A 23,417-nucleotide genomic window follows, 5' to 3' on the forward strand; every position below is an offset into this window, starting at 1 on the left:
AAAACTTCGTGAATAGCTTTTAGAGGCTATTCATCTTTTACGATAATAATAGAGGCTTTATACCCTGTTGCCAAGTTCCATTCGCTAGAAGAAACAGTTCCTCCATTATCATCTAGCACCTTAAAAGCTGCTGTGTTCGGACCGCTTTGCCCTTGGTTTAAGGCTTCTATTTCTATCTTATTAAAGCCCATTTCTAACGGAAGGTAAACACCTTTAAATTGACTTTCTAAGAATATATTTTCTACCACTACTTTCCCGTTTAAGTATATCTTTACCCTATCTCCATCTACCGCTTGATGATCTCGGCATAAAAATTTTACAAATTCACCATTGCTTACATACTCGCCAAGGTATTCATTGCGTTTAAACTCCTCTCCCATTTTACGCTCTTTGCCTTCATTTTGAGCATATTTAGGATTAAATTCAACATTGGGCTCTATAAAAACCTCTTGATTTTGTATTGAAAGTGGCTCTTCTTCTTTGGTAAGGAGTTCTCTATTTTCTTTACTCCGTTGAAAAAGACTTTTTTTGGTAGATAATCCTGGAGGCATTCTTAAGTTTTCATTTGGATCTGTAGATAATGAATTGTTAAGTGTGCCTCCAGGAGGAAGTGGTGTTGATCGATCTAATTGAGCCCAAGTAGCTGTACTTATGCTCAATAAGAAAACAAAAACTATTTTATTTAAAATTTTCATACCGATCAATATACAAAAAAAATGCTTACATTTCTTTAAAAATAGAATGCATTAAGCGTTTTTTATCGTTTAAGCTCTCTTCTAACGAAATCATAGTTTCTGTACGGTAAACACCTTCTATATCATCTAATTCAAAGATAATTTGTTTAGCATGCTCTGTGTTTCTTGCTCTTATTTTACAGAAAATATTAAACTTTCCTGTAGTTACATGCGCTACAGTTACAAAAGGAATCTCGTTAATACGCTCTAATACAAATTTTGTTTGGGAAGTTTTCTGTAAGAAAACTCCAACATAGGCAATAAAAGAATAACCTAACTTTCTGTAGTTTAACGTTAAAGAAGATCCAACTATAATCCCTGCTTCTTCCATCTTTCTAACACGTACATGTACGGTTCCGGCAGAAACATTTAATCTTTTAGCGATATCGGTAAAAGGTGTACGCGTATTATCGATTAAGATGTCTAAAATTTGATGATCTACCTCATCTAATCTAAATTTTGCCATTTTTTACAATTTTATTTTTTTAAGTATCCGCAAAATTACACTATTTAGATTATATATATTTTATAAAAGGCTAATTTAATGTTAAAAAATCGATATAATTTTCATTATCTAGTGCTATATTCTCAATTTTAACATTAATTTCTGAATATTCAAGCTTATTTATTTGCATTTTTTTATTATTCCCAGTAATTTCCGAGTGTCCATGGTGCTTAGATAAGTTTCCTATTTTTACTAAAAACGGAACAAATTTAAGTGTTTTATCTTCCAAAATTTCATTATATTGAATGGCTACATCGGTTAAATTATTACAAAAAACCACGTTTCTTATAATGATATCGTAAAAATTCTTTTCATTTTCTGGGATTTTAAAATAACCATGTTCGGCACCGGCTATGGTTAGCTCCTCGATAGCTTTTAATGCGCTAAATAATGCTAAAAAACAATAATCTACGGTTTTTTTACGCTGATAATCCCCCGGCCAATGCCCTGCTTCAAATAAAATCGTAGGCGTACCCAACTGCGTAAACCTATCGCCTATGCAATTAGGATTAAAAGCATCATCGTATCTTCCTACTTTAGCCGGTAAGTATTCTTGTAGCACCTTATTTACAGCGGTAATTACAGCCATACTCTTTAGGCGTGTATTGTTTATAGTAGTTTCCTTATTATAAGCTGGAGCTAAAAAAGAAAGAATTGCCGGATTTTTCTCTTCTCCTGCAGAAAATATAGTACGTTGATCGTGAAGGTTTAGGCAAAAATCTGGCTTAAAAGAAGTGTATAATTGCTGTAATACTTGACTTTCTGGCTCGGTACAGGTTAAAGCATCTCTATTTAAATCGACCTTATTGGCATTATAACGCGTATAAGCTTTTGCTCCGTCTGGATTTAAGATAGGAATTACTTTTATCGATAAATTTTCTAAAAAGCCTAGTTTATTTTCTTGTTGCAGTTTTTTATAATACATCAAAAAGTCTATTAATGCCCTTGTAGTGGTTGTTTCGTTACCATGCATTTGCGACCAAGCCAAGACTTTTGTTTTCCCTGTACCTAAAGTTAAACTATAAATAGGTTGTTTATTTACAGATTTTCCTTCTTCGGTAAGATTAAAATCATTTTCTATTAAAAGGTCTATAAGTTGATTAGGAATAAAATACCTCTGATTTAAAAATGCAGGTTTATTCCAGTTAAAATTTAATACTGATTTTCGTAGTGCTTTTTCCATGTTACAAATGTAAACAAATACTATTTTACATTTGTAAACAATAAAAATCCTTCTTTTGTTTAGTTCTGTAAACGATATTATTTAGCAATGTAACCCCTTATTGTAGATATTTCAATAGCTTTTCATACAAAACACTAATTAATTGTTTTCTAGGTTATTAAACATAGCTATCTAAACATTAAATTTAACTAAAATAACAAAAAACATCCTTATTATAGGAAAAACAAATTGTATTTATTACATTTGTAAACATTCTGTTTTAAATCAATCGTTCACAATGTTAAACAACACGGAATTCACTAAACGCCTAGAAAATATCCTTGAATATTATAGTTTATCTGCTTCTAGTTTTGCCGACCAAATAGATGTTGGCCGCTCTTCTATTTCTCATATCCTATCGGGTAGAAATAAACCCAGCTTAGATTTTATTATGAAAATTGCAGATAGTTTTCCCGAAGTGGATTTATATTGGCTATTAAAAGGTGAAGGAAGTTTTCCTAAAAAAGAAGATACCCCTCCTAGCATTAATACGTCAAAAACAGTAGAGCAACAATCGAGTCTAAATTTTTCGGAAGCCGATGTCCCTATTCCAACTCAACTAGACAAAGTACCTCCTAAACCATATAAAAACCCCGATGAAGCCAAAACAATAAAGAAGGTTGTTATTTTGTATACCGATGGTACTTTTGAAGCTTTTTCGCACCTATAACAGTAAATATTGCGTATTTTTACAGCAAAAAATTGAACATGAAAAAAATTGCTTTTTTATGCCTTAGCTTAGCGATGCTTAGTTGTTATGCTCCTGATAGAAATTGTGCCGATTTTAAAACAGGTACTTTTAAGTTTGAAACCTACCTTGATGGAGAATTGGTAGAAACAACTTTTGTACGTAACGATACCATTGAAATTGATTATTACAGGAATAAAGCCGATACCTCTTCGGTTAGGTGGATAAACGATTGTGAGTTTATTCTTAAAAACTTAAATCCTAAAAATATGGCTGAAGAAAAAGCACTTCACATGAAAATTTTATCGACTACAGAGGATAGCTATACGTTTGAATATTCTGTAGTTGGCGAAACAACCAAGCAGCAAGGAACTGTAAAAAAAGTAAACTAGTTAATACGAGCTTGTTTATATAACCCGTAAAGGGTTGCCAGAAAAACACTACCTTTGCCCTCCCATTAATGTAACCTATAAATATGGCTTTATCAAACAACGATGTGTTTAAAAAATTACGTGTAGCTCACAAATTACGTGATGACGATATTATCAAGATTTTTGAATTGGTAGATTTTAAAGTAACCAAAAGCGAATTAGGAGCTATTTTTAGAAAAGAAGACCACCCTAAGTATAAAGAATGTGGCGATCAGTTTTTACGTAATTTTCTTAATGGACTTATTATTCACTTACGCGGACCTTTACCGCCTAAAAAAACAGATAAACCCTATAAAAAGAATAAAAACGAGTAATTACAAAAAAATCTATACGATATAAAAAAGGCAGAAGCAATTTAGTTACTTCTGCTTTTTTTATTATTTTAAGACAACAGCCTGCCTAGCTTTTCTCGCTAAGGATACTGTCTATAATTTGCTGGATGTCTACTGCTTTTCTAAACCCTTTTGCAATAAGATAATACTCATCATTTTTAGTTCTAAAAAATACTTGTGGATAAGAATCTACGCCCAATTGCCTAGCGTAATTAAAATCGCTAGTAGTAAGTTGTTTTGCCTCTTCCGATTTCATAAGTGTTAAAAACGCTTCGGTATTTATGTTATATTTTTCTGCAACCGCTTTATAAAAATTCTCCGAATTTGGGTCTAACCCATCTACATAAATACTTTTTTGCATTTCGAAGATAAAGTTTAAATCTTTACTGCGATCTGTCTCTAAAAGTTTATAGGCAGAAAAAGCCATGGAGGTAATTTTAGAATCTAATCGGTAATTTTGTTTCATCACCAAATCCTCTAAATACTTATCCGATATTTCTACCCCACCTAACTCACTTACCCGTTGGTATGCTGGTTTAACTTGGTCTTTACTAAAAATATCTAGAATTCCTCTAGGCGTATCGTTTATAAACATTCCGCCGCTTACTACCTTAACCTCTAAAACCTCTTTGTTAGTATCCTGAATTTGTTGTATTTCTTTATCGGTAGCATAGCACCAAGAGCACAACACATCAAATACATAAATTAGTTGATTCTTTTCCATAAAGTTATTTTTCTCGAAATATAATTAAAACAATAACTAATGCGCCAATTTTAATCCTACGATACCAACAACAATCAATAAAGCAGATAATAGCCTCCAAATAGATGCCGAATCTTGAAAAAATAAAATTCCGATAGTTAATGTGCCCACAGCGCCTATACCTGTCCAAATAGCATAGGCAGTTCCTATAGGAATTGTTTTTTGCGCCATCCACAAAAATACACCACTAATGGCCATAGAAACAATGGCAACACTTATATAAGCATATTTATGTGGTGTTGTTTGTGATAGTTTTAGCCCTAATGGCCAGCCTATTTCAAATAAACCCGCAAGAATTAAATAAACCCAACTCATATCAATATATTTTAACGATGAATAAACAAAGAAGTAACCTATAAAACAAGAAGTTTTTAATAATTTATTTATGCGGGAAGTTAACGTATATTTTATATATTTGAAATTGGCTTTAGGGGTATTCTGAAAAGAATTGAGAGAGTCCCTTTGAACCTGATTTGGTTTATACCAGCGTAGGGAAAAGTAACTATACACATTGTTTTTACACCATTCTTTCTTCAAAAAGAGCGTGTTCCTTCAGCCTATATAATTTATTAAATTTTACACTAATGAAAGAACAACTCTGGAAGAATATTCTTCTTTTAAAAGAAAAATCGCCCCTTATACATAATATTACCAATTATGTGGTTATGAATAATACGGCAAATGCCTTACTTGCTTCTGGTGCATCGCCCGTTATGGCACATGCGCAAGCCGAAGTAGAAAACATGTGTTCTATTGCACAGGCCGTTGTTATAAACATTGGTACCTTAGATGAGTATTGGGTAGAAAGTATGCTAAAAACTGCCCGAGTTGCCCAACAAAATAAAATCCCTTGGGTGTTAGACCCCGTTGGTGCTGGTGCAACAACTTACCGAAATAAAGTTCTTAGTGAGCTATTAGCACTATCGCCACAAGTAATTCGAGGCAATGCCTCCGAGATTATTGCCTTAGCTACACAAAATACATCGACAAAAGGAGTTGATAGTACTGCAGAAAGCAACCAAGCTATTGCAGCAGCAAAACAGCTTGTAAAAATGTATGCTTGTACGGTTTGTATTTCAGGAGCTACCGATATTATTATTAATGAATCGACACAAATTCAGCTAGATAATGGCGATCCTATTATGGAGAAAGTTACCGGGATGGGATGTACAGCCTCTGCCCTAACCGCTGCGTTTTGTGGTATTACTTCCAATTATTTTATAGCCACCACAACAGCTATGGCTTTGTTGGGCGTAGCTGGAAGTCTTGCTGCTAAAAAAAGTCAAGGTCCGGGTAGTTTTCAAGTACATTTACTGGATGTATTGTACACAATAACTGAGAAGGAATTTATAAACAACTTACAATTAACAACTTATGAATAATAAATTTCCTTTTCGGTTATATTTAGTAATCTCAGAAAAGAATTGTATTTATTTCCCGATAGAAGAAGTTGTAAAACAGGCCATTATAGGGGGAGTTGATGTTATCCAATTACGCGAAAAAAACATGGAAACCCCTACTTTTATTAAACATGCCAAACAAATAAAAGCCATAACAACTCATTATGGTATTCCGCTAATAATTAACGATAATCTTGCTGTAGCAAATGCTATAAATAGTTTTGGAATACACGTTGGGCAGCAGGACAAAAGTCCTGCGTTTATCAAAAATCAAAATACAAACTTAACCGTAGGCTATTCTATAGAGTATAAACAACAATTATTAGACACAGAAAACATAAAACATACCGATTATATAGCGGCTAGCCCCGTGTTTAGAACGCCTACAAAAACCAATACAATTACCGAGTGGGGATATCACGGAATAGAATACATTAAAACTATTTCCGATAAACCACTTGTAGGAATAGGAAGCATGAATAAACAAACGGCTTATAACACCATAAAAGCAGGTGCCGACTGCCTGGCTGTAGTTTCGGCCATTTGTGCAAGTAAAAACCCACAAAAAGCCGCATTAGAAATTAGAAACGAAATAGAAAAAGCATTATGAAAACATATACCTACCCTACAGTATTAAGCATAGCTGGTTTTGATGGTAGTGGTGGCGCAGGCATTCAAGCCGATATAAAAACAAGTTCGGCTTTAGGTTGTTATGCAACCACGGTATTAACAGCATTACCTATACAAAATACAACAGGAGTAAAATCTATTCATCCTATTCCAGAGGAAGTTATAAAACAACAACTACTATGTATGTTTGAAGATATTGTGCCTTCTGCTATCAAAATTGGCATGGTTCATAGTACTGCATTAGTCAATGTTATAGCTAACTTTTTAAAAAATTACCCTGATATCCCTATTGTATTTGATCCTGTAATGGTTTCTACCAGTGGTCATCGCCTTATCGAAAAAGAAACCATTAAGGCCATAAAAGAAAAACTATTCCCAATAGCCGAGCTTATTACCCCAAATATGGATGAAGCTGCTATACTCGCAAATATGGAAGTCAACAACACCACCGCAATGCAAAATGCAGGAAAAACCATTCTTAAAACAGGTTGTAAAGCCGTATTGGTAAAAGGAGGACATTTACATACCGCCGTATTGACCTCCTATTTATTTCAAGAAAATAAAACAACAGCATACCATTTTCAAAAAATTAATACCCATAACATGCATGGTTCTGGTTGTACATTATCTACAGCCATCGCAAGTTATTTAGCACAAGAGTATCCATTAGAAGAGGCTGTTAAACTTGCTCAAGATTACATACATAAAGCCATAGAAAACGGAAAAGATGTAAGTATAGGCAAAGGTAACGGCCCTGTAAATCATTTTTTTAATCCTCAAAAACTTATTAAATATGAACTGGACAAATAAAGCTTGGTTGGCCATCACCCCAATCTATACGCGTATCCAAGAAATGCCTTTTATCAAAGAACTTAAAGAAGGAACTTTAGCCTTAGAAAAGTTTCAATTTTACATGGATCAAGATGCTCATTATTTAGAGCATTTTGCACGTGCATTAGCTATTATTGGCGCTAGAACTAAAAATGTAGACAACTGCTTAGCCTTTATAAGATTTGCAGAAGGGGCTGTAGTTGTAGAAAGAGCATTACACGATTCTTATTTTAAAGAATTTAACCTTAAAGAAAGAGGAAAATTAGCACCTACTACACATCATTACATTCATTTTTTAGAAAGTACAGCAAGTTTAGCACAAGTAGAAGTTGCCATGGCAGCGGTATTGCCTTGTTTTTGGATTTATAAAGAAATAGGAGATTTTATTTATAAAAATACCGCAGAAAACAACCCTTATAAAAATTGGATTGATACCTATGCTGGAGAAGAATTCGGAAAATCTGTAACTTCTGCTTTAGCTATTTGCAATGCTGCGGCAGAAAATTGTACACCAGAACAACAAGAAGCCATGACAGAAGCTTTTATTGCAGCTAGTAATCTAGAATTTATGTTTTGGGATAGTGCTTATAAGCTACACCAATGGTAATAAAAAAGCCTTGGAATTTCCTTCCAGGGCTTTTGCTTTTTTAAATTTAAAGAAATATTGTTAGCTGGATTTTAGTTACCATCGGTTGATAGGTATCTAATCAAAAAAGCTACAACTTAATGTATCATTATTGAACCGAACCCGTGTTGGTAATTAAGAGGTATAACTCCTCACCTATTTGGGTGCGGAGCCGTCTACTCGATTGACATTAGTTCTTTTTTAGATATCCAAAGATAATTTTAGACTTCCTCCAAGCCCTTCTCGGATTATGCGCATCAAAGTCGATAGTCGGATATCACTCGCATTATTTTCTATTCGAGAAATATAATTTTTTGTCGTTCCAACTTTCTCTGCAAGTTCTTGTTGAGTCAGGTGCTGTTTTTTTCGAGCTTCTTGAATTAAAACTCCTATTCTAAAAGTTTCAAATTCCTCCTCAAATTTTTCTCTTGATTCTGTTCCAATTTTCCCATATTGCTCATCCAAATGGTCGTCAAAAGATGTTATATTTTTATTTGTTTTCATAACTTATTTACCGTATTTTTTGTGTTTTCGCCACTTTTAAGTTATTATTTGTTTTCTAAATACTCTTTTTTTAATCGTTCAGCCTTTTTTATTTCCTTTTTTGGGGTTTTCTGTGTTTTCTTTTGAAATCCACTTAATAAAACAACTAAATTACCCTCATCAAAGAAACAGAAGATTCTGAAAATTCCATTTCCCGCTGAAACCCTTACTTCCCAAAGTCCATCTGTATTTGTCAAATGTTTCAGATATTTTTCTGGGACAATCCTTGTTCTTTTTATGAGCAAAAGAGTCCAGTCAATTTTATTTCTTACAGCAAGCAATTGTTTCTTATAAAATTCCTTAAAGTGATTTTCGTAAAAACATATTTGTCTGTTAAATTCGCTCAAATTTATTTGTCGTTTAATTTTTGACAAAGTTACCTAAAAAGGCAACTTTATCCAAGTTTAAAGTTGAATTTTATTTTCTGAAAAGATTTAAGCTTGCGCCCAACGCCCTGACGGATATGGCGATTTGCGTTGAAGTGTAAACTTCAAGAGCAAAGAGAGCCATTAGACGTAATTCGCTATATCCGTTTGTTGTCGAGAGTTCACCTATGTAGGCGTTTCAAGTCAATAGTTATTAATAATTTACTATAAATATAGCGAATTACAGTCGTACTGTCAGGGCGTTGTTCGAGAATAACTCAAGAAAAAGTGTTGCTGTACGACTTCGTGAATATAAATAGTCAAGAGGTATTACTCCGTTATTTTAAGAAGAAGCTGTTTACTCAATTGGTTACAGTTTTTTTATTTCTGCACCGCCCCATTCAATTAAAGTAAATCCTTTTCTTTCTATTTTTTTAAACTTTTGAGTAGGGATTTTTCTATTTATTTCGTTTTCTGCATCTTTAAACTCCATATAAACTCTAATTTCAGTATCAGGTTTAGGGTTACAGTTTAAAAACACACTGTTATCGATATTATCATTTACCCTAAAATGAACAAACGATCTGTTATATTTATTTAACTGCGGCAACCAATATGATATAAAATCATTTATTTCTTTTTCATTTAGTCCAATTTTACCTAAAGTGTTTTGAAGAAAAGAAATGTAATCTTTTTTATCGATGAAAAATCCAGATGTATAATTGAAATGCTCTGAAGGAAACTTTATAAAAGCATCCCAAAATAAATACTGATAGTTTCTGTTGTCCTCTACATTTAGTATGTTTCCTGTTTTGTCTGCTATTAAGTTCCACCCATTTTTATATTCTGGATAAGTAGTTTCTAGTTTTCCACCTTTAATATCTATCTTTAATGAAATTTGTGTTTCTTTCAATGGATAAAGATAAATGACAGGTTTTGCCGTAAAAACAGGCATTTTTTCAAGAATTATTTTATTATCAGTAGTTTTTAAGGAGTCTATTTTGACCTTTTTATATGAATATTCTTTTTTTGAGTAGAACTCTAAATAAGGAAATTTTTTTAGTGTTTTCTTTTTTATAGAAACATTAAATTTTGAAGTTTTACTTTTTAGTATTTTTCTTTTCTTAGAACCTTTTAAATCACTTATTAAATATATGTCATAATCATTAGTTTCCACAGTATCAATAACCTCAATAAAGTTATCAAAGTCACCTAAATATTTATGTTGCATCTGATAAACCGTTCCGGCTATGGGAATGTCTTGCGCATTTAGATTAAATACAATACTTAATAGCGATATGATGAATATGTGTTTTTTCATAAATTTTAGTCAATGGTTAGTCTATGGCTCATTGCCTATGCAATCAACTAACTTATTAAAAAAAGAATGAGTAGGCAAAAACCAAGTACTAATTTTTTACATGCTGTTGGCGCTAGTTTTTATTTTTATTAAACTCAAAATCAGAAGTCCTATTAATCCAATGTTCGACCAAATCGCATACTTTTCCATTCGCTCATTTTTATCCGTTTTAAATGTTAATTCTTCTGCGATTTTAATTTTATCAGCGTCGATATTTTTACTTTCGGTTATTTTAAAATCAAATTCACTTTCTTTTTCTGTAATAACATTTAAGTATTCAATTTTGTTATTTTCGTTTTTTGCGACAATCCAAAATTCTGTCGTTCCCTCATTTTCAAACCAAAAATCAGACTTTCCATTTGGTTTTAACTCTGTATCATAAGTTACGTAGTTTCCTGTTCCATTCCAGCTGTTGCTCCAAAATGCTATTGTGTAAATTTTCAAGCTTTTATCGGTCAGATTTTCAGTCCGAATATTAACAGGTGTTGAAGCTCCAAATGAATCGCTAAACAATAAATTCGCTCCCAAAGATAAAAGTCCGATTAAAATTCCAAAACCAACGAGGGGTTTCAATCCGTTATTCCGTTTTGAACCAACAAAATATCTAATCACTAATATTATAAGTAATAATAAGGCAGAAAACAGTAATATCATCATTTCTTAAATTGGTAACAACGCCCTGACGGATATGGCGATTTGCGTTGAAGTGTAAACTTCAAGAGCAAAGAGAGCCATTAGACGTAATTCGCTATATCCGTTTGTTGTCGAGAGTTCACCTATGTAGGCGTTTCAAGTCAATAGTTATTAATAATTTACTACAAATATAGCGAATTACAGTCGTACTGTCAGGGCGTTGTTCGAGAATAGCTCAAGAGAAAATGTTGCTGTAGGCGACATGAGTATTCATTTTTTTCATCGATAAAAAAACGAATCAAAAAAATCTAGGCTACTGAATCTTGTCTTAAATTTATTACTCGGAAGCTAAATTTTAGAGAACTCGTATTGGTAAACCAATACTCAAACAGCCTAAAATTTCAACGCTTCTTTCGTGGCAAATTTTACAGACAATTTTCACGATGCCGAAAAACCCGACACTTTTGGTTTGTTTGGTATTAAAAAAAAAACGTACAGCTTCATTTTTAATACACTCAAATTCAATCAACTAATAAAAAAATAAAGCCGCTTAAAACGGCTTATACAAAATCAATTTAGGCAAAGTTATAGGCTTGTGCAACAACTACCAATGTTGGCATTAGTACTTTCTTTTTAGTCAACAAAGGTTTCTTTTATCACTTCTTTACAATTTTCAATTTCTGATTTTGTCAGACTTTCAAAAACTCGGATGATTCTAGTCTTGTCAACTGTCCGAATTTGGTCGATTGCAATCATTCCCTTTTTTCCGTTGTGTTTTACGGTAACCCTTGTTGGGTATTTTTTCAGGTTCGTTGTCATTGGCGCAAGGACGATTGTGTTCAAATATTTATTCATTTCATTTGGTGAAACGATAACACAAGGTCTTGTCTTTTTTATTTCACTCCCGATTGTCGGGTCAAGATTTACAAGAACGATTGAGTATTGCTTTAAATCCATTCCTCAAGGTTTTCATCGTCGAATACATCGTTCATAAGTAACTTGTCGTCTCCATTTTCACTCATTTTCTTAAATTCCTTTTCCCAATTGCTTCTTGGCGAAGCAATTGGTTTGAGAATTATTTGTCCTTTTTCGAGGATAAGCTCAACTTTATCCTTGATATTATATTTTTCCAAAATGGTCTTACTCAAACGAAGTCCTTTTGAATTTCCGATTTTGATTATTGATGTTTCCATAATTTTTAATGTTATTACAAAGTAAATACATTTTATTGAAATATCAAAATTCGTTCCGTATTAATGCCAACCGTTTTTCTTATATGAGTAGTGCGGGGCAAATACTCAAAAAATAATGTATCATTATTAAACCGCCGTATACGAGGCCCGTACGTACGGTGGTTGTACTCAGTGCGTTGTTATTTTTATTATAGGACTTCATGAATATAAATATTTGAGAAGCGAACTCCGTGCCTATTTGGGTGCGGAGCCGTCTACTCGATTGGCAATAGTGACTTTTTAAATAATCTATTTCTTGCAGTATTTGAAAATTAAAACATAGTAAGTTTTATTATCAGTGGTTTTAGAAAATAATTGGTCGACTGTATCCAATTTAATCGTTTTTAGTTAATCATATTAGGAAAAGTTAAAATATGATTACTAATAAGATTAAATATTATTTTCCAATAATCCATTTCCATAATTAATAACCAAACTTATCTTGATTTCCAGTTCTAAACGATTCCATTACAATTTTTTCGTAATCTGTATTGTTTACTTCATTTTTTTCTACACTCTTTTCTTTTACTTGTTCAATATCTTTATTTTTATTATCTGTTATTTGGTCATCTGTATTTTCTATTATGTTCACTAATTTATTAAATAGTTCTATATAATTATTTTGAGAGGAAGTTGATTGAACCTGATTTTTAAGATTTAGAAATTCAATATGTTTTCTAAATTTTGATTTTTGTTGGAAGTCATTAATGCTATTAATCAAGAAATCTTTATTTTGGGTTTTTATGCAATAAAAAATAGAATTTAATAACCTTTGTTCGTCTATTAATTCGATATTTCTAAGTTTGATAGGATATTCAATTCTTTCACCAATTATTTCTTGATTTTTATTTAAGTTAGAATTTTTAAAAAACTTATGTAATGTTTTCCCAAAAGCAATGAAAATTTTTTCTGTTTCGGGTTCGGTAAATTTTGTAGTAGGTCTAATTTCTTTTATGTCAATATCTATTTTTGCGTCAATGACTAAACTTTTAAAAACTTCCAAGTCTGCTTTTAAAAACCTACAAATTTTATTTGCTCTAATTTCTTTCATCATTATTGCCAACGGTTTCGTATAACCGTCAGTTACGGGTTAATATACGTTAATTTTTCGGTTAAGCACAGACGTTAGCAATTCCGAGTGGATTCGGACGTAGTCGAATCTGCCGTAATTGCGGTTATACATTGTGCCTGTTGCACAATTTAGGAAAAAAATCCATAGCTAAGGTGTTTTCCTGTGATTAATTTTCGTAACTTGTTGTATGCAAGGCAAGAAACAATATCAGGAAAAATTATTCAGTAATTTTCAATTAAGTGAGCGTGTTCCCGAAGACAATTTTTATCGTCGATTAAACAAGGTTTTAGATTTAGACTACTTATACACGCTTACCAAAGGCTATTATGGTAGCAGCGGGCAAAAAAGCATCGATCCTGTGGTGTTCTTTAAGCTATATTTAGTGGGCTATTTAGAGAATATTATCAGCGACCGTAAGCTTATAACTCATTGTAGTATGCGTTTAGACATCTTGTTTTTCTTAGGTTATGATATCGATGAAGAACTTCCTTGGCATTCCACCATTAGTCGAACTCGACAGCTTTTCCCTGAAACAATATTTGAAGAAGTTTTTACCAAGGTATTCGAACTATGTGTATCAGCAGGCATGGTAAGTGGTCACACCCAAGCCATAGATTCTGCCCCTGTAAAGGCCAATGCTTCGATGGATAGTTTAGAACTAAAAGTACCTGAAGAAGAACTAGAAGCACACCTTCGGAAAGTTCGTCATATCAGCAATAGAGACAAAGACAAACCCTTTCGTGAAGCAAAAACAAACAAAGCTACTAAGGTACAACAAACCCTATCGGCTCATCAAAAAGAGTTACAGGCGATAAGTAGCAGAAACAACAAATGGTCTAAAGAACAAAACGGGCGCCCGGGAGCAGGTAATAAAGGCGCTAGATATACCAGCAACAAAACACATTACAGCCCTACCGACCCCGATGCCCGTATCAGTGTAAAACCTGGTAAGGCTGTAAAAATCAACTATTTATCTCAATTAACGGTAGATACCAATCAACACGTTATTACCGATATTAAAGCTTACCATGCCGATGGCAAAGACAATCAGCAACTTCCAGATATTGTAAAACGAGTAAAAAGACGTTTGTGGAATGCAGGGTTACTGTGGGAAAACTGCATAGCCGATACAGGTTATAGCAGCGGAGACAATTATGCTTTTTTAGAAAAAAATCAACTAAAAAGTTTTATTCCTCCTCATGGAACTTACAAAGGAGGTCCTGAAGGGTTTACTCATATCCAGTCGGGTAATTACTGACTTTGCCCTGAAGGTAAAAAAGTTACCTTCCGCAAACAAAAACTGGAAAAAGGTACGCTAAAAGACCAATATTTTACCAAACGTAGTGATTGTAAATCTTGCCCCATAAAGCAACAATGTATAGGTAAAAGTCATGAGAAACGAATAAACATTACCGCCTACCGCAAAGAATATGAACGCAACATAGCCCGAGTAAACAGTCCACAGGGTCGGTATATGAAAGCCAAACGGCAAAGCACGGTAGAGCCCGTATTTGGAACATTAACACAGTTTATGGGACTGAGAAAAGTAAATACCTTAGGATTAAAACAGGCAAACAAGTGTATGCAGCTTTCTGCCATTGCTTACAACCTTAAAAAATACCTGAAATTTATAGAAAAACGAACAAAAAGTGGAGCAGGATGCCTTGCTTTATTGTTTTCTGTAAAAAACCGTTTACAGAAGTCTATATCTTCACTTTTAAGCCACTCAACTATTAACTATTCGCTTAACTAATAAAAAAAATAAAGCCGCTTAAAACGGCTTATACAAAATCAATTTAGGCAAAGTTATAGGCTTGTGCAACGACTACCGTTGTTGGGCTTTCGTTTTTTTATTTAAGGTTGTTACTAACTTGCTCTAATACTTCTTTTACAAATTCATTTCCTTTTGCAACTGAATTGGTTCCACCCATTGCGTCATAAACAATAAAAGTATTTTCTATTGCTTTATTTACCATTTCGTCTGTCATTAAATTAATGTCAATATTTCCAATATCTTCTGCTTTTGGTTTGATTTTTTTTGTTAACAAGCACCCAACATACATTGTAATATGAAATTTAATATCTCCTATTTGCGGTCTAGTCAGTTTAGGACTATTATATTCTTTTAATGCATTCTCAACTTTCTTTTGAATTAGAATTCCTTTGTGATACATATCTAAAGGTAAACTTTCTTTGAATATATTCTGATAATCTGTGTTATTTTTAATTAATGTTGAAGGTCTAGCTCTAGCATAATCAGGCTTCTGATTATATAAACCTGTAATAATTTGAGCTAAATGAGGAATACTAACAATTCTATTTATTGGTTTTCCTTGGTTTTTATGATAGTTTTTACGTCTATCATAAAAGTATCCTTTAGAATGTAGGTAATCTTCTATGTCACGATGTATTGGGTCAGTTGCCCTTAGTGATGCAGGTGGAATATTTGTTTGGCTATTGGTAGCCTTAATAACATTTAGTCTACTTTTTTCATCTTGAACCTTTATGACTCTTAGAAGAACATTTCTATTTTCATTTTCAATTTTATTATCTGTAAAATATTTATGAATTTCAAAAGATGTTTGAAGTCCATTTACAATCTGTGGGTCTTCAATATGTAATTTCTTACTCGCAAATGTGGCATTAACAGCTGTTATTGTTACTCCGTTATTTAACCACCAAAAATCTTCATTTGAATCTTGACTAATTAAGGTTTTTCTAATCTCTTTGTTTACATCAACATTTACTTGATAATCTCTAATATTAGCATCAAAAAAATATTTAATTAAACGTCCATTTTCGTCTGTAATGAAGTCGAAATATTGTTTAATAGGAACTATAGCTATGTAACCACCATCTTGTGTTGATATAGGATTGTCATTTAAAGCAACATCTTTACTTCTAATTTGCTCTTTACGAGTTAAATCAATTAATTTCTTTGCAGTTACAAATTCAAATCTTACTTCTGCTTTGTCAAAATGGGTTTTAATTGAATTAACTAAAATTTGAACTTTCCTTTCTACGTTCGGGTGAACTTCAACTCCTTTTGTTACGTAAAAGTAATGGAAACGAAGAATTGGAAATTTTGAAGCAAGATGCAAATATTGATTTCTGAAAACTTCAACATTTGCAAGTAAATCAGAATTGTAAATTGATCTTAAATTATCAATTGGCTTATTTAAATCAAATATATCAATAGCAGAAGAATTACACTTTTCAATAGGTGTCTCACCAAAGCTATTTACATTTTTTGATTGAAGTATATAAACATCAATTGTTGAGTTTCGTTTAGCATCAATTAATTCAGTATCTCTTTGTACTAATTCTTGATTGACAAAAGTGTAAATAGAATCAATTCCGCCATCACCTCCATTATCAACTATTCCCTCATCTATCTCATCATATGAAAGTTCCAAATCTTTCATAATTTGTTCGGTAACAAATAGATGAAAATAGTCATCAGACTTTAATTCAGGGTATAATTCTTGTCGATTTTGCTCAATCAATGTTTGAAGAACAATCTGATTATTATCTGCCATTTAGTTTTTTTGTTTTAAATGAAGCCCAACGGTCTACTTTACTTTGATATTATTAAATTTAACAAGATTAGAGAGGAGAACTCGAACGGTCTTTAGGTAATACCTATTACACGTAATAGTCCTCTCTACTTCTTGCACGACGTTTAGTTGAACTACTTGGAATACCTAGCCACTATGGCTCATTAAAGGAAATAGTTGCAAAACGTCATTAATCATTAATTTTTTAAATATATGAAAAAAGTAAGAGATGTGATTGGGATTGATGTATCAAAAAAGACCATTATGCCACTTTATACCACAGTAGGCAACATGCAGTATTTTCAAATGATGAAAAGGGATTACTTTAGCCCCAAATAAGTAAGATGGGGAATCCAAAGCTTAGAAATTTATTGTTTATGTGTAGTTTTAATGCTTGTAAATACAACAAAGCATGTCGGGAACTTTATGACCGAATTGTAGCTAAGGGGAAGAGTAAAAAACTTGCTTTAATAGCGGTGTGTAATAAGCTTCTAAAACAAGCTTTTGCCATAGTAAAAAGTGGTTTGCCTTATGATGCAAATTATAAAAGTACTTTGGTGTAAAAAAGTATAAATTTTATTTGTTTTTCACCTCAGTTCTTTGTTGTACGCTGGCTTTTCTTTCCGTAAACTTGCTAGCGTTGGCGTACAAGCTCTTTTAAATTTGTGAGGTACGAGCAAACTTTAAAAGTGCTTGTACTTACGTTGGCTTATTCAATTAACTTTTCTTTTCCGTTTCCGTAAATTTTAATTTCTTTTTTAAAGGTATATAAATAATTAGCAATAAGTTTTCGTTCATTTACTTTTTTCTGATTAACTAAGTAATGACTGATTTTTTGGTTTGTAACAAAATTGATTAAGTCAACCAATTCTGAAAAAGAATAGTTTTTAATAATTCCTATTCGAACACTTTTCTTAATTATGTCATTAATTTCTGTCTTTAAAGCTTGTTCTATTTTACTAAGAGAAACACCGGACTTATTTTTTTCTCCTTGCTCTTCAAGTTCTTCTGTTGAAGTAGGTAAATCGCCAAATCCTAAAAAAACTTTAGCTCCATTTTCAACTGATTTTCTTCCTATTTGTCCATTTGAATTGCAAGACAATGAGATGATTTTCTTTTTGTTGAAGACACTTAAATTATTTTCATTTATAAAATTATCCTCATAGAAATATTTATCAGGTTCTTCAGCTTTTACCAATTCATTTTCTAGTGTCCCATAATAATCTCCTTTTGCACCATACAGACAGTTACTTTTGCCGTGTCCCATAAATAATAATAGTCCATTAGTAGAGAAAGAATTAATGGTCTCAAGGCATTGAGTGTGTGAAGTGGCATTTGGTTTTACACTGAAGTAGTGCAAACTTTCTGCAAATTCTGCTTGTAAATGATTTTTTATCCTTTCTAAGAAACTAGTAGACTTATCGTATGGATGAACTATTAAAACCTTACTGTCCATACTAAATCTTTTCTGTAAGATACGAAACTACTTGTTGGATAATTTCTCTTTTAAATTCATTAGCGATAGGGTCATTATTCTTGAGAAAATCAGCTAATTCCTGAAATGTTTTACCATTAAATTTTGCATTTACAAAATTGTTTTCAAAAATTAAATCTGGATACTGCTCCAGAACTTGAACTATAATTAGTTCTGTAGATTGAATTTCTTCAGATAGAAATTTTAAAATCATAGGGTCACGATTGCCTCTATCTAAATAATCAAAGACTCTATTTCTTACTAAAGATTTAATTTTAGTTATCGCTTTATCTTTGATGATAGGTTTAAATCCTTCTTCAACTTTTACAAGTTCCAAATTTTCTTGAATAATATCTTTGATGACATCATCTAGAACACCAGAGTAGACAATTTTAGGTGAGTATCTCGCGATTTTTTTTGATGTAAATTGTCTGATTAGTTCTACTCCATTAATATTGTCATCTTCTAAATCCCAATCAAATGCAATAATGTCAAAGTAAATACCCTTGAACTTCTTTCTAAACTCTTGACAAACTTTATCTATATCAATATAACCTCCAGAGAGAATGTCTGAATAGGCTGTGTTTCCTACATTAAACTGATGACAATCAAGTTCAATACCTTGATGTTTAGCATCCCTAACCAATTTTTCAATTTCTTCAATTTGGTCTTCGTTATCTATTATTAGGCAACTTCTTTTTATCATTTAATTACAATTTCAAAACAAGCACCTTTAAGCTTTATATTATTACCAAGTAAATTAATCGTACCATTCATAGATTTTAAACCTTCTCTAACTGAATTTAATCCGATTCCAGAGCCTCCATTTGTCGTTGTAACACCAAGCTCAAATATTTTGTTTTTTGCTTTTTCATTTTCAAGGAACTTTTTTTCTACTCCTTTACCGTCATCAGAGAATAGAACTTTGAGTTCTTGTTCTTTTGGATTAGTCATCTCTATTTCGATTTTACTTGCTCCTGCCTTTTCAGAGTTTGATATTAGGTCGTCTAAAACAACAGACATATCAAGTACACTAAATTTCTTTGTTAAACTAGATTCATTGTCAATTACATTAAAATCAAGCTCATTTCTTGGGTATATGTCTGAGTAAATATCTATGTATTGTTTTATATAAAGAACAACGTCTGCTATTTGAGCATTTCTATCGGCTTTAAAGTTAGAGCGCGTTATAATTTTGCTAATTTTATTAGCTTTTTCTGATTGAAATTTAATTGCTCCTAAAGATTTAAGTAAAGAATTTTTAGTGTATTTGTCGTTTAATATTTTGTCATATAGATTATCTACACTACTACTTATTTTTCTAGAAGTGATTTTAATATTGTGAACTAATCCTTTTGCATCTTCTGTAAGAGTTCTAGAAGATGTTTTTAAATAAGTGTTTTTTTCTTTTTCTAGCTCTAACTCTTCTTGAAGTCTTTTAGCTTCTTCTTCTAATCTAGTAGCTTCATCTTCAAGTTCTTTTGTCTCGTCAAACTTTTTTTGAAGTTCAAGTTTTAGTTTGGTTTGTTCCTTTTTTAGGTTTTCAATTTGACTTTGTTGACCTGGGAAGTTCTCAATTTCGGCTTCTGATATTTTTAAATCATTTAGTAATTCTGAAATTTGTTCAGAAGTTAGTGTCTTATTTGTTAGCTGACCAACTATTGAATTTATTTCGGCTTTAGCCTTTTTTGCTTGTTCATCTGCTAATTCGCTAACCAAATCTTTATTGATAGACAAAGAGACAATGTCATCACTTTTTATATTGATTATTTTCTCGATTACAGAAATCACTCTTTTATTTCGTGTCAGATAATCTTCTCGGTACTCTTCTTTTGATTCATTCCAATTTTTGTCGTTTAGAACTTTTTTCTCAATAGCCGTATCTTTTAATACTGAGCTATCCCATTTTATTCCTTCAACGACAAATCTTTCTAGTCTTCTAAACGTCTTAAAATAAAGGCCATAAGGGGAATCGTTTTTAGTAAGTTGTTCGAAATGTTTATTATTATCTACTCCAGAACGATTAGAAATAATGAAAAAATCATCTTCATCTTCATCAAATTCGACTCCATTTATTTCAATCCTCCCAATTACTTCGCGTGTTCCTAAAAATCTATTATAACCCTGACCTTTTCTTAATTCCATACCTAACCAATCATTTCCTTGGTCTCCGTAAGGCGGTATTCTAAATCCATTAATAAATAAAAATATAGAGCCAAAATCAACAGACCGAATTCCGGTTTGCCTTTTGAAATAAGCTTTAGAGTATGGGTTTAAGTAATAAATATGGATTTCAATATCCTTTAATAATTGGAATGGATTATTTTCAATTAGAGTAAAAATTTCTTTTCCTCTATCTCTCAAAACAGTCTTGATATTTTGACCGTCTTTTGAGACTGTTGCTTTAATATAAGTTGCTTTGAAATCTAGTTTAGTAAAGATTCTATTTTTAACAGTACCATTTACTCTTTCACTTTCAGGTAATTTTAATTCTGCTCTTTTAAATTCCTCAGCTTCAATTATAACATCAAATGATTCCGCTTCAAAATTTTGATTCGGGTTTATAAAACGTTCAAGTTGTCTTTTTAGAGATTGAATTTTTGGTAAACCCCATACCTCTCTTAAATTGCTTATGAATAGAGTAGTGCCTGTTTCAAATTTTTCAAGTTGAGTTTCCCTTATATACTGTTCTATAGTAATTTCTTCTAATTCAAAATCAACGTCTTGAATGTTTCTTTCAATATCATCAATCTTTTCAAATTCAGTCCAATCTATAGAAAGTTTTAATAAAGGTTGGTCTGTTTTTTTAGTATAGATTATCAATGATTTACCTAATCTGTCACAAGAAAATCTACCAACTCCTTTGTTACCCGCTAATTGTCTATTGAACTCCTCTTTTTTCGATTTTTTTTCAGAATATGCAATATTCAACCATTTGTTTATAAGGTCATATTCAGACATTCCAGAACCAGTATCGCGAAGTATAATTTTAGATTCGTTATGCTTCTTATAGTTCTTTATTGATTGTTCGGTAATTACGTTTTTAAAGATAATTTTTGCTTCATTTGAGCCAGCATCAAATGAATTTTTAACTAATTCTAATACTGCAATATTGTCGTCAGTTATTAAATCTTTTCCAATTATACTTTTTAGTAAAACGTTCGTTCTAAACCTAACTTTTGCCATTACAATATTGAGTTTAAAACAATTCCTGCTTGTTCGCCAAATAAAGGCGGTATCGCATTACCGATTTGTGAATACCTTGGAACTTCTTGTGTTCTTCTTTTTCCTCCAGTTGTATACTTTCCTTTAAATTGATACCAATCATTAAAAGATTGTATTCTGGCATATTCTCGAACAGTAAAAATACGTGGTTCACAATAATGAATATAATCGTCTGGAAGTGTTGTTATTGTTGGTGTTGGCAATTCCCCTGAAAGTGGAATGATAGTTCTTTTTTTAAGATTAAATCTGTCTTTTATTTCACTTGACAATGTTTTGTTTTTTTCTGCATATTCTAATATAAATTGAAACTTTTCAATTGTTCTAGGATTATGCTTAGCAAAACGATGACTGTCTGGAATGGAAGTATTGACTTTACCTTTTAATAGTCTTTGATAATTAGAATTTGGCTTATTGTAAAGACCAGCGTTAAAAGATTTTGTGTCGGGTGATATAGTTTCTTCTATTCTAAGTAAGTCCGAAATAGCATCTTCAAGACTATTTGTTAATCCAATTCCTTTATTCCCTAGAAATTCTTTTTTTCGTTCGCTTATTTGTTCAAAGAAATGTTTTGGACTAACTTTTTCAGATATATCTTTTCTAATTCCAACTAAAATAAATCGTGTTCTTTTTTGTGGTACTCCGAATTCCGAAAAGTCAATAAGTTTACCAAAGACATCATAACCAGTAGCATCAAGATTTTTAGAACCTCTTTTCAAGGCATTTTGAACGTATTCTGAATAAACTCTTCCTTTTACCTTATTTTTATCAAATTTTTGTGTAAACCCTTTTACGTTCTCAAAGAATATAATTTTAGGTTGGACAAGTCTGATAAACTTGATATACGATTCTATAAGTTTATTTCTGTTATCATTCTCATTTCTTCTTCCCGCTGTAGAAAAACCTTGACAAGGTGGTCCGCCTGCAACCATATCAATTGTACCTCTTAAGCCTTTTAAATCATCAGAATGATTTTTAATTATTTCGTTTATGTCGTGGTTTGATTGCGGTAACCAATTAGGCCAGTCAAAATGATTGTTATTATTAATTAAATTGTGCTCTAACGTTTTAAAAGCATCAGGACTTTTTTCAACTGCAAATTTTGCGTTCCAATGACCAGAATTGAATAACCCAAGTGATAGACCACCACAACCAGCAAATAAGTCGATATATGTTTTTTTCTTAGTCATAGCTTAATCTGTAGAATTTTTTGTTGAGTATAATAATTCGCGTATGTCAATATCCAATACGTTAGCTATTCTCATTAAATTTTCGAGCGATGGTTGTCTTGCGTTAGTACACCATTGGGAAATGGTAGATTCATCCTTTCCAATTTGTTCAGCTAACCATTTGTTCTTTCTTCTTGTTTCTGCTAGAGCAACTTTAATTCTGTTGATTTCCACCTTCGCCAATTTCTTTGTGTTTAACGCAAATATATTAACTTATTCGGAATATTATTTACTTTTTGTCTATTTGTTTTCGGGTGGTGGGGAAGTGAAAGCTCTTTTTATTTTGTGAGGCACGAGCAAAATAAAAAGAGCTTGAACGTGAGGTGGCTTTTTTCAGCTTGCGTACAACGCCCTGACGGATATGGCGATTTGCGTTGAAGTGAAAACTTCAAGAGCAAAGAGAGCCATTAGACGTAATTCGCTATATCCGTTTGTTGTCGAGAGTTCACCTATGTAGGCGTCTCAAGTCAAAATATTAATAATATACTACAAATATAGCGAATTACAGTCGTACTGTCAGGGCGTTGTTCGAGAATAGCTCAAGAGAAAATGTTGCCGCAGGCGACATG

Annotated in this window: 25 protein-coding genes, 2 pseudogenes and 1 riboswitch; of the genes and pseudogenes, 9 read left to right on the forward strand and 18 right to left on the reverse strand. The window is 32.1% G+C overall.

Going from position 1 to position 23,417, the window contains the following annotated elements; translation table 11 throughout:
• Window positions 1–26: 26 nt before the first annotated feature.
• The 3 genes from GGR32_RS02025 to GGR32_RS02035 form a co-directional block, all read right to left on the reverse strand.
• Window positions 27–695 (reverse strand): hypothetical protein, encoded by a 669-nt coding sequence (locus tag GGR32_RS02025; RefSeq protein WP_183475828.1) that lies wholly within the window; start codon window positions 693–695, stop codon window positions 27–29.
• Window positions 696–720: 25 nt separating this feature from the next.
• Window positions 721–1,200, reverse strand: coding sequence for an Lrp/AsnC family transcriptional regulator (locus tag GGR32_RS02030; protein ID WP_183475831.1), 480 nt, complete (start codon window positions 1,198–1,200; stop codon window positions 721–723).
• A 70-nt stretch (window positions 1,201–1,270) separates the two neighbouring features.
• A complete protein-coding gene (locus GGR32_RS02035; protein ID WP_183475833.1) occupies window positions 1,271–2,422 on the reverse strand; it encodes a M14 family zinc carboxypeptidase in 1,152 nt (383 codons plus the stop codon).
• Between the two features lie 277 nt (window positions 2,423–2,699).
• On the opposite strand from GGR32_RS02035, the gene GGR32_RS02040 reads away from it, so the two are divergent.
• The 3 genes from GGR32_RS02040 to GGR32_RS02050 all read left to right on the forward strand — a co-directional run bounded on the left by GGR32_RS02040 (window position 2,700) and on the right by GGR32_RS02050 (window position 3,894).
• Window positions 2,700–3,131 carry a helix-turn-helix domain-containing protein gene (locus GGR32_RS02040; RefSeq protein ID WP_183475835.1) on the forward strand — a complete coding sequence of 144 codons (432 nt, stop codon included), beginning with the start codon at window positions 2,700–2,702 and terminating at the stop codon, window positions 3,129–3,131.
• Window positions 3,132–3,169: 38 nt separating this feature from the next.
• The gene (locus tag GGR32_RS02045; protein WP_183475837.1) at window positions 3,170–3,541 is read left to right on the forward strand and encodes a DNA topoisomerase IV; all 372 of its coding nucleotides are present in this window, start codon (window positions 3,170–3,172) and stop codon (window positions 3,539–3,541) included.
• An 83-nt stretch (window positions 3,542–3,624) separates the two neighbouring features.
• Window positions 3,625–3,894 carry a DUF1456 family protein gene (locus tag GGR32_RS02050; RefSeq protein ID WP_183475839.1) on the forward strand — a complete coding sequence of 90 codons (270 nt, stop codon included), beginning with the start codon at window positions 3,625–3,627 and terminating at the stop codon, window positions 3,892–3,894.
• An 85-nt stretch (window positions 3,895–3,979) separates the two neighbouring features.
• Here the strand turns inward: GGR32_RS02050 and GGR32_RS02055 are convergent, their stop codons facing one another.
• Together GGR32_RS02055 and GGR32_RS02060 are read right to left on the reverse strand one after the other, a co-directional pair.
• Window positions 3,980–4,636, reverse strand: a complete 657-nt coding sequence (locus GGR32_RS02055) for a DsbA family protein (RefSeq protein ID WP_183475841.1) — start codon at window positions 4,634–4,636, stop codon at window positions 3,980–3,982.
• A 36-nt stretch (window positions 4,637–4,672) separates the two neighbouring features.
• On the reverse strand, window positions 4,673–4,990 hold the full coding sequence (locus GGR32_RS02060; protein WP_183475842.1) for a DMT family transporter: 318 nt from the start codon (window positions 4,988–4,990) through the stop codon (window positions 4,673–4,675).
• Between the two features lie 104 nt (window positions 4,991–5,094).
• A riboswitch (TPP riboswitch) is annotated at window positions 5,095–5,187 on the forward strand.
• 72 nt (window positions 5,188–5,259) lie between these two features.
• Between GGR32_RS02060 and thiM the strand changes: the two genes are divergently transcribed.
• From thiM to tenA, 4 genes are read left to right on the forward strand one after another with little or no spacing between them, the layout of a single operon-like run.
• On the forward strand, window positions 5,260–6,057 hold the full coding sequence (gene thiM / locus GGR32_RS02065; RefSeq protein WP_183475844.1) for a hydroxyethylthiazole kinase: 798 nt from the start codon (window positions 5,260–5,262) through the stop codon (window positions 6,055–6,057).
• The gene (gene thiE / locus GGR32_RS02070; protein WP_183475846.1) at window positions 6,050–6,685 is read left to right on the forward strand and encodes a thiamine phosphate synthase; all 636 of its coding nucleotides are present in this window, start codon (window positions 6,050–6,052) and stop codon (window positions 6,683–6,685) included. The genes thiM and thiE overlap by 8 nt, the downstream gene beginning before the upstream one ends.
• Window positions 6,682–7,515, forward strand: a complete 834-nt coding sequence (gene thiD / locus GGR32_RS02075; protein WP_183475848.1) for a bifunctional hydroxymethylpyrimidine kinase/phosphomethylpyrimidine kinase — start codon at window positions 6,682–6,684, stop codon at window positions 7,513–7,515. The genes thiE and thiD overlap by 4 nt, the downstream gene beginning before the upstream one ends.
• Window positions 7,499–8,143 carry a thiaminase II gene (gene tenA, locus GGR32_RS02080; RefSeq protein ID WP_183475850.1) on the forward strand — a complete coding sequence of 215 codons (645 nt, stop codon included), beginning with the start codon at window positions 7,499–7,501 and terminating at the stop codon, window positions 8,141–8,143. Before thiD ends, tenA begins: the two co-directional genes overlap by 17 nt.
• Window positions 8,144–8,362: 219 nt before the next feature.
• On the opposite strand, the gene GGR32_RS02085 is transcribed toward tenA, so the two are convergent.
• The 7 genes from GGR32_RS02085 to GGR32_RS02115 form a co-directional block, all read right to left on the reverse strand.
• Window positions 8,363–8,665: a helix-turn-helix domain-containing protein gene (locus GGR32_RS02085; RefSeq protein ID WP_183475852.1), complete on the reverse strand. Its 303-nt coding sequence runs from the start codon at window positions 8,663–8,665 to the stop codon at window positions 8,363–8,365.
• 44 nt (window positions 8,666–8,709) lie between these two features.
• Window positions 8,710–9,051: a type II toxin-antitoxin system RelE/ParE family toxin gene (locus tag GGR32_RS02090; protein ID WP_183475854.1), complete on the reverse strand. Its 342-nt coding sequence runs from the start codon at window positions 9,049–9,051 to the stop codon at window positions 8,710–8,712.
• Window positions 9,052–9,439: 388 nt separating this feature from the next.
• Window positions 9,440–10,390, reverse strand: coding sequence for a hypothetical protein (locus GGR32_RS02095; RefSeq protein ID WP_183475856.1), 951 nt, complete (start codon window positions 10,388–10,390; stop codon window positions 9,440–9,442).
• 96 nt (window positions 10,391–10,486) lie between these two features.
• Window positions 10,487–11,086 carry a hypothetical protein gene (locus GGR32_RS02100; RefSeq protein WP_183475858.1) on the reverse strand — a complete coding sequence of 200 codons (600 nt, stop codon included), beginning with the start codon at window positions 11,084–11,086 and terminating at the stop codon, window positions 10,487–10,489.
• Between the two features lie 609 nt (window positions 11,087–11,695).
• Window positions 11,696–12,019, reverse strand: a complete 324-nt coding sequence (locus tag GGR32_RS02105) for a type II toxin-antitoxin system PemK/MazF family toxin (RefSeq protein WP_183475860.1) — start codon at window positions 12,017–12,019, stop codon at window positions 11,696–11,698.
• The gene (locus tag GGR32_RS02110) at window positions 12,010–12,255 is read right to left on the reverse strand and encodes an AbrB/MazE/SpoVT family DNA-binding domain-containing protein (protein WP_183475861.1); all 246 of its coding nucleotides are present in this window, start codon (window positions 12,253–12,255) and stop codon (window positions 12,010–12,012) included. The genes GGR32_RS02105 and GGR32_RS02110 overlap by 10 nt, the downstream gene beginning before the upstream one ends.
• Before the next feature lie 463 nt (window positions 12,256–12,718).
• A complete protein-coding gene (locus tag GGR32_RS02115) occupies window positions 12,719–13,348 on the reverse strand; it encodes a hypothetical protein (RefSeq protein ID WP_183475863.1) in 630 nt (209 codons plus the stop codon).
• 205 nt (window positions 13,349–13,553) lie between these two features.
• On the opposite strand from GGR32_RS02115, the pseudogene GGR32_RS02120 reads away from it, so the two are divergent.
• Window positions 13,554–15,119 (forward strand): annotated as a pseudogene (locus GGR32_RS02120) (IS1182 family transposase).
• A 97-nt stretch (window positions 15,120–15,216) separates the two neighbouring features.
• Here GGR32_RS02120 and GGR32_RS02130 read toward each other — a convergent pair.
• Window positions 15,217–16,905: an AIPR family protein gene (locus GGR32_RS02130; protein WP_183475867.1), complete on the reverse strand. Its 1,689-nt coding sequence runs from the start codon at window positions 16,903–16,905 to the stop codon at window positions 15,217–15,219.
• A gap of 350 nt (window positions 16,906–17,255) precedes the next feature.
• On the opposite strand from GGR32_RS02130, the pseudogene GGR32_RS12020 reads away from it, so the two are divergent.
• Window positions 17,256–17,486: pseudogene (locus GGR32_RS12020) on the forward strand (IS110 family transposase); the annotation flags it as partial.
• Window positions 17,487–17,632: 146 nt separating this feature from the next.
• On the opposite strand, the gene GGR32_RS02135 reads toward GGR32_RS12020, so the two are convergent.
• Genes GGR32_RS02135 through GGR32_RS02155 form a run of 5 tightly spaced genes read right to left on the reverse strand, consistent with a single transcriptional unit; the run spans window position 17,633 to window position 23,022 of the window.
• Window positions 17,633–18,379, reverse strand: coding sequence for a hypothetical protein (locus tag GGR32_RS02135; RefSeq protein WP_183475869.1), 747 nt, complete (start codon window positions 18,377–18,379; stop codon window positions 17,633–17,635).
• Window position 18,380: 1 nt separating this feature from the next.
• Window positions 18,381–19,103 carry a hypothetical protein gene (locus GGR32_RS02140; protein ID WP_183475871.1) on the reverse strand — a complete coding sequence of 241 codons (723 nt, stop codon included), beginning with the start codon at window positions 19,101–19,103 and terminating at the stop codon, window positions 18,381–18,383.
• Window positions 19,100–21,583 (reverse strand): ATP-binding protein, encoded by a 2,484-nt coding sequence (locus tag GGR32_RS02145; RefSeq protein ID WP_183475873.1) that lies wholly within the window; start codon window positions 21,581–21,583, stop codon window positions 19,100–19,102. Before GGR32_RS02145 ends, GGR32_RS02140 begins: the two co-directional genes overlap by 4 nt.
• The gene (locus GGR32_RS02150; protein ID WP_183475875.1) at window positions 21,583–22,809 is read right to left on the reverse strand and encodes a DNA cytosine methyltransferase; all 1,227 of its coding nucleotides are present in this window, start codon (window positions 22,807–22,809) and stop codon (window positions 21,583–21,585) included. The genes GGR32_RS02145 and GGR32_RS02150 overlap by 1 nt, the downstream gene beginning before the upstream one ends.
• Before the next feature lie 3 nt (window positions 22,810–22,812).
• Window positions 22,813–23,022 carry a helix-turn-helix transcriptional regulator gene (locus GGR32_RS02155; RefSeq protein WP_343066416.1) on the reverse strand — a complete coding sequence of 70 codons (210 nt, stop codon included), beginning with the start codon at window positions 23,020–23,022 and terminating at the stop codon, window positions 22,813–22,815.
• Window positions 23,023–23,417 lie beyond the last annotated feature (395 nt).

The organism is Mesonia hippocampi (genome assembly GCF_014197445.1).
Lineage (GTDB): Bacteria > Bacteroidota > Bacteroidia > Flavobacteriales > Flavobacteriaceae > Mesonia > Mesonia hippocampi.

Coding starts and splice junctions, on each gene's coding strand:
- GGR32_RS02025 (WP_183475828.1), bottom strand. CDS start 695: ATGAAAATTTTAAATAAAATAGTTTTTGTTTTCTTATTGAGCATAAGT.
- GGR32_RS02030 (WP_183475831.1), bottom strand. CDS start 1,200: ATGGCAAAATTTAGATTAGATGAGGTAGATCATCAAATTTTAGACATC.
- GGR32_RS02035 (WP_183475833.1), bottom strand. CDS start 2,422: ATGGAAAAAGCACTACGAAAATCAGTATTAAATTTTAACTGGAATAAA.
- GGR32_RS02040 (WP_183475835.1), top strand. CDS start 2,700: ATGTTAAACAACACGGAATTCACTAAACGCCTAGAAAATATCCTTGAA.
- GGR32_RS02045 (WP_183475837.1), top strand. CDS start 3,170: ATGAAAAAAATTGCTTTTTTATGCCTTAGCTTAGCGATGCTTAGTTGT.
- GGR32_RS02050 (WP_183475839.1), top strand. CDS start 3,625: ATGGCTTTATCAAACAACGATGTGTTTAAAAAATTACGTGTAGCTCAC.
- GGR32_RS02055 (WP_183475841.1), bottom strand. CDS start 4,636: ATGGAAAAGAATCAACTAATTTATGTATTTGATGTGTTGTGCTCTTGG.
- GGR32_RS02060 (WP_183475842.1), bottom strand. CDS start 4,990: ATGAGTTGGGTTTATTTAATTCTTGCGGGTTTATTTGAAATAGGCTGG.
- thiM (WP_183475844.1), top strand. CDS start 5,260: ATGAAAGAACAACTCTGGAAGAATATTCTTCTTTTAAAAGAAAAATCG.
- thiE (WP_183475846.1), top strand. CDS start 6,050: ATGAATAATAAATTTCCTTTTCGGTTATATTTAGTAATCTCAGAAAAG.
- thiD (WP_183475848.1), top strand. CDS start 6,682: ATGAAAACATATACCTACCCTACAGTATTAAGCATAGCTGGTTTTGAT.
- tenA (WP_183475850.1), top strand. CDS start 7,499: ATGAACTGGACAAATAAAGCTTGGTTGGCCATCACCCCAATCTATACG.
- GGR32_RS02085 (WP_183475852.1), bottom strand. CDS start 8,665: ATGAAAACAAATAAAAATATAACATCTTTTGACGACCATTTGGATGAG.
- GGR32_RS02095 (WP_183475856.1), bottom strand. CDS start 10,390: ATGAAAAAACACATATTCATCATATCGCTATTAAGTATTGTATTTAAT.
- GGR32_RS02100 (WP_183475858.1), bottom strand. CDS start 11,086: ATGATGATATTACTGTTTTCTGCCTTATTATTACTTATAATATTAGTG.
- GGR32_RS02105 (WP_183475860.1), bottom strand. CDS start 12,019: ATGGATTTAAAGCAATACTCAATCGTTCTTGTAAATCTTGACCCGACA.
- GGR32_RS02110 (WP_183475861.1), bottom strand. CDS start 12,255: ATGGAAACATCAATAATCAAAATCGGAAATTCAAAAGGACTTCGTTTG.
- GGR32_RS02115 (WP_183475863.1), bottom strand. CDS start 13,348: ATGATGAAAGAAATTAGAGCAAATAAAATTTGTAGGTTTTTAAAAGCA.
- GGR32_RS02130 (WP_183475867.1), bottom strand. CDS start 16,905: ATGGCAGATAATAATCAGATTGTTCTTCAAACATTGATTGAGCAAAAT.
- GGR32_RS02135 (WP_183475869.1), bottom strand. CDS start 18,379: ATGGACAGTAAGGTTTTAATAGTTCATCCATACGATAAGTCTACTAGT.
- GGR32_RS02140 (WP_183475871.1), bottom strand. CDS start 19,103: ATGATAAAAAGAAGTTGCCTAATAATAGATAACGAAGACCAAATTGAA.
- GGR32_RS02145 (WP_183475873.1), bottom strand. CDS start 21,583: ATGGCAAAAGTTAGGTTTAGAACGAACGTTTTACTAAAAAGTATAATT.
- GGR32_RS02150 (WP_183475875.1), bottom strand. CDS start 22,809: ATGACTAAGAAAAAAACATATATCGACTTATTTGCTGGTTGTGGTGGT.